The organism is Deltaproteobacteria bacterium (assembly GCA_009930495.1).
Taxonomy (GTDB): Bacteria; Desulfobacterota; Desulfovibrionia; order Desulfovibrionales; family Desulfomicrobiaceae; genus Desulfomicrobium.
Genome location: RZYB01000202.1, coordinates 1 through 4,091 on the forward strand (window position 1 = coordinate 1; position 4,091 = coordinate 4,091).

Annotated in this window: 2 protein-coding genes; one reads left to right on the top strand and one right to left on the bottom strand. The window is 63.5% G+C overall.

The genetic code is table 11. The features are described from left to right. A partial coding sequence (locus EOL86_12460; GenBank protein ID NCD26387.1) for a carbamoyl-phosphate synthase large subunit occupies positions 1–2,483 on the bottom strand: 2,483 nt, incomplete at its 3' end. A 226-nt stretch (positions 2,484–2,709) separates the two neighbouring features. Here EOL86_12460 and mnmE point away from each other — a divergent pair. Further along, the gene (gene mnmE, locus EOL86_12465) at positions 2,710–4,086 is read left to right on the top strand and encodes a tRNA uridine-5-carboxymethylaminomethyl(34) synthesis GTPase MnmE (protein ID NCD26388.1); all 1,377 of its coding nucleotides are present in this window, start codon (positions 2,710–2,712) and stop codon (positions 4,084–4,086) included. Positions 4,087–4,091 lie beyond the last annotated feature (5 nt).

Consider the following 4,091-nt stretch of genomic DNA (forward strand, 5'->3'; position numbering starts at 1 on the left):
CCGACCACGCCCAGTTCCGTGGCCAGGGCCTTGGTCTGGCGTTCGATTTCCTGCATCCACATCTTGCCCAGGGTGTGTGGGGGCAGAACACAGGCGGAATCCCCGGAATGAATGCCGGCCTCCTCGATGTGTTCCATGATTCCGGCCACATAGGTGTCCTCGCCGTCGCTTAAAGCATCCACGTCGATTTCGATGGCGTTTTCCAGAAACTTGTCGACGAGAATCGGGTGTTCCGGGGCCACGGTGACGTGCTTGTCGAAATATCCGCGCAGATCCTTCTCGTCATAGACAATGTCCATGGCCCGTCCGCCCAGCACATAGGACGGGCGCACCACCACCGGATAGCCGATTGTCGCGGCCACGCGCACGGCCTCCTCCACGCTCATGGCCGTGCCGTTGTCGGGCTGGAGCAGGTCGAGCTTTTTCAGGAGGGCCTGGAAGCGTTCGCGGTCCTCGGCGCGGTCGATGGAGTCGGGCGAGGTGCCCAGGATCGGCACGCCCTCGCGCAGCAGCGGCACGGCCAGGTTCAGCGGGGTCTGGCCGCCGAACTGGACGATGACGCCCTCGGGCTTTTCCTGCTCGATGATGGCCAGCACATCCTCGCGGGTCAGGGGTTCGAAATAGAGACGATCGGACGTGTCGTAGTCCGTGGATACGGTCTCGGGGTTGGAGTTGACCATGATGGACTCGATGCCCATTTCGCGCAGGGCGTAGGAGGCATGGACGCAACAGTAGTCGAACTCGATGCCCTGGCCGATGCGGTTGGGCCCGCCGCCCAGGATGACCACCTTGCGTTTGTCCGAGATGCGGGCCTCGTTCTCGGTTTCGTAGGTGGAGTAATAGTAGGGCGTGTAGGCCTCGAACTCGGCGGCGCAGGTATCGACCAGCTTGTAGGTCGGCAGAATGCCCGCTTCCTTGCGCAAGGCGCGGATGTCGCGCTCGGAGCGTTTCCACAGCGTGGCCAGCTGTCGGTCCGAGAACCCCATGGCCTTGGCCTGACGCAGCACGGTCGCGAATTCCGGGTTGTCCACGGTCAGATTGCCCTGCAGCCCCGTGTTTTTGAGCACGGTCTCGAAATCGACGATGTCCTTGAATTGGCGGATGAACCAGGGGTCGATGGCGCTGGCCGCGAAAATATCCTCTTCGCTGACGCCGGACAGAAGCGCGTCGCGCAGCTGGAACAGGCGGCGGGAATTGGGTTTGCGCAAACCCGCCAACGTCTCCTCGATGTCGGGGAGCTGTCCGTCAAAGGTCTTGCCCAGGCCGGGGTAGCCGATTTCCAGGGAGCGCAGGCCCTTTTGCAAGGCTTCCTTGAAGGTCCGGCCAATGGCCATGGTTTCGCCGACGCTTTTCATGGCCGTGGTCAGATAGTCCTCGGCACCGGGGAATTTTTCGAAGGTGAAGCGCGGAATCTTGATGACCACGTAGTCGATGGTCGGCTCGAAGGCGGCCATGGTTTCGCGGGTGATGTCATTCTGCAGCTCGTCCAGCGTGTAGCCGACGGCCAGCTTGGCCGCGATTTTGGCGATGGGAAAACCCGTGGCCTTGGACGCCAGGGCCGAGGACCGCGACACGCGCGGGTTCATCTCGATGATCATCATCTCGCCATTGGCCGGATTGAGGGCGAACTGCACGTTGGAGCCGCCGGTTTCAACACCAATCTCGCGCATGATGGCCAGGGAGGCGTCGCGCATTTTCTGATATTCGTCGTCGGTCAGGGTCTGGGCCGGGGCCACTGTGACCGAATCACCGGTATGCACGCCCATGGGGTCCAGATTTTCAATGGAACAGATGATGACGCAGTTGTCCTTCTTGTCGCGGACAACTTCCAGCTCGTATTCCTTCCACCCCAACAGCGACTCCTCCAGCATGACCTCGGTGGTCAGGCTGGCGGCCAGGCCCTGTTGGGCAATGCGTTCCAGATCTTCCTTGTTGTAGGCCACGCCACCGCCCGTGCCGCCTAGGGTGAAGGCGGGGCGCACGATGATGGGAAATTTGAGTTTTTCGGCCCACTCGCGCACGTCATCGAGGCTTTTGGCGATGCCGCTTTTGGGCACCTTGAGACCGATTTTTTCCATGGCCTTGCGGAAAAGCTGGCGGCTTTCGGCCTTCTGGATGGCCGGCAGGGACGCGCCGATGAGCTCCACGCCATATTTTTCCAGTACGCCGTTTTCGGCCACGGCCACGGCCGTGTTCAGGCCGGTCTGGCCACCCAGGGTCGGCAACAGGGCGCAGGGTCGTTCCTTGGCGATGATCCGGGCCACGGTGGCGGGCTCGATGGGTTCGATGTAGGTCCGATCGGCCAGGTTCGGATCGGTCATGATCGTCGCCGGGTTGGAGTTGACCAGCACCACTTCGTATCCCTCTTCCTTGAGGGCCTTGAGTGCCTGGGTGCCGGAATAGTCGAACTCGCAGGCCTGTCCAATGACGATGGGGCCCGAACCGATGAGCATTATTTTCTTGAGATCTGTTCTCTTGGGCATGTACTTCTGGGGGGTTATACGTTGGTGGGCTCAACCAGTCCAAGGGGCGGCGCTACAGCCGTCATGCCCCTCTTGAATGAGGCCCCAGCACTCTAAACACAGAGGCCTGGAAGGTCAAACACTGCGTGGTCCAAGCATTGCACGGCGCGTCGTCCGGCCCTTGCCGGGCCCGAGGCTTGGACGTAGGATCCAAGGTAAAACGCCACCCCGCGTCAACCTTCAACCCATGCACACGCCCATCATGAACGAAACCATCGTCGCCATCGCCACGCCTCCGGGTCAGGGGGCCATCGGCATCGTCCGCCTGAGCGGCCCGGCCAGCCGGGCCATTGGCGAATCCCTGTTCCAGTCCGGTCGCCCGAACTTTTCCGGGCTCAAGCCCCACCGCCTCCATCACGGCCAGCTGCGCACCCCCCAGGGCGAATTTCTGGACGACGCCCTGCTGGCCTTCATGCCCGGCCCGGCCTCCTTTACCGGCGAGGACGTGCTCGAAGCGCACTGCCACGGCGGCCAGATTGTCCTACGTCGGGTGGTCCAGGCCTGCCTCGATCTGGGCGCGCGTCTGGCCGAGGCGGGCGAATTTTCCCGCAGGGCCGTGATCAATGGCCGCATGGATCTGACCCAGGCCGAGGCCATCATGGAGCTCATCGCGGCCCGCTCCGAAGCCGCCGCCATCCAGGCCGGCAACCGCCTGGGCGGACTTTTGGGACGAAAAATCCAGGATCTGCGCTCCCGGCTGGAAGGGCTGCGCCAGCAACTCTGCGTGGCCGTGGATTTTCCCGAGGACGAGGTCGAATGCCTGCCCCCCGGGGAGCTGGCCGCCGGCCTGACCCAAACCAAATCCGCCATGCTCGATCTGGCCGGCAATTACGAGCGTTCCCGCTGCTGGCGCGATGGAGCCCTGGTTGTCCTGGCCGGACAGGTCAATGCCGGCAAGTCGAGTCTGTTGAACGCCATTCTTGGAGCGGACCGGGCCATCGTGACCGACATCCCCGGCACCACCCGCGACTATCTGGAAGAAGCGATCCTGCTGGACGGCCTGCCCGTGCGTCTGGTGGACACGGCCGGAATGCGCCCGACCACGGATCACGTGGAACTGATCGGCGTGGAACGCAGCCGCGCCCTGCTGGCCCAGGCCGATCTGGGCGTGCTGGTCATCGACGCCGAACTTGGCCCTGGCGCCGAGGATCTGGATCTGGCCGCGTCGACGCCTGGGGCCATCATCGTGGCCAACAAGATGGATCTGACGCCGGAGCGCCCGGCTTGGCTGGACCAACAGCCCTGGATCGACCGGACCCTGTGCCTGATTTCGGCCAAGCAGGGCCAGGGCGTGGACGGCCTTCTGGCCACGGTCCGCCGCCACCTGGTGGAAACCGAGCCCCTGGCCGACGAGCTGGTGCCCAATCTGCGCCAGCATGACGCCCTGATCCAGGCCGCGGCCGAATTGGAGCGCATGGAACGGGAGCTGGACGCGGGCGTTCCCTATGACGTGCTGACCGTGAGCCTGGACACGGCCTGTGCCATTTTGGCCGAAATCACCGGTGAAATCACGCCCCAGGCCGTGCTCGACGCGGTTTTCGACGGGTTTTGCATCGGGAAGTGACGCCG

Excerpts from the sequence above, each read along its gene's own strand:
- mnmE (NCD26388.1), top strand. The coding sequence starts at position 2,710 with ATGCACACGCCCATCATGAACGAAACCATCGTCGCCATCGCCACGCCT.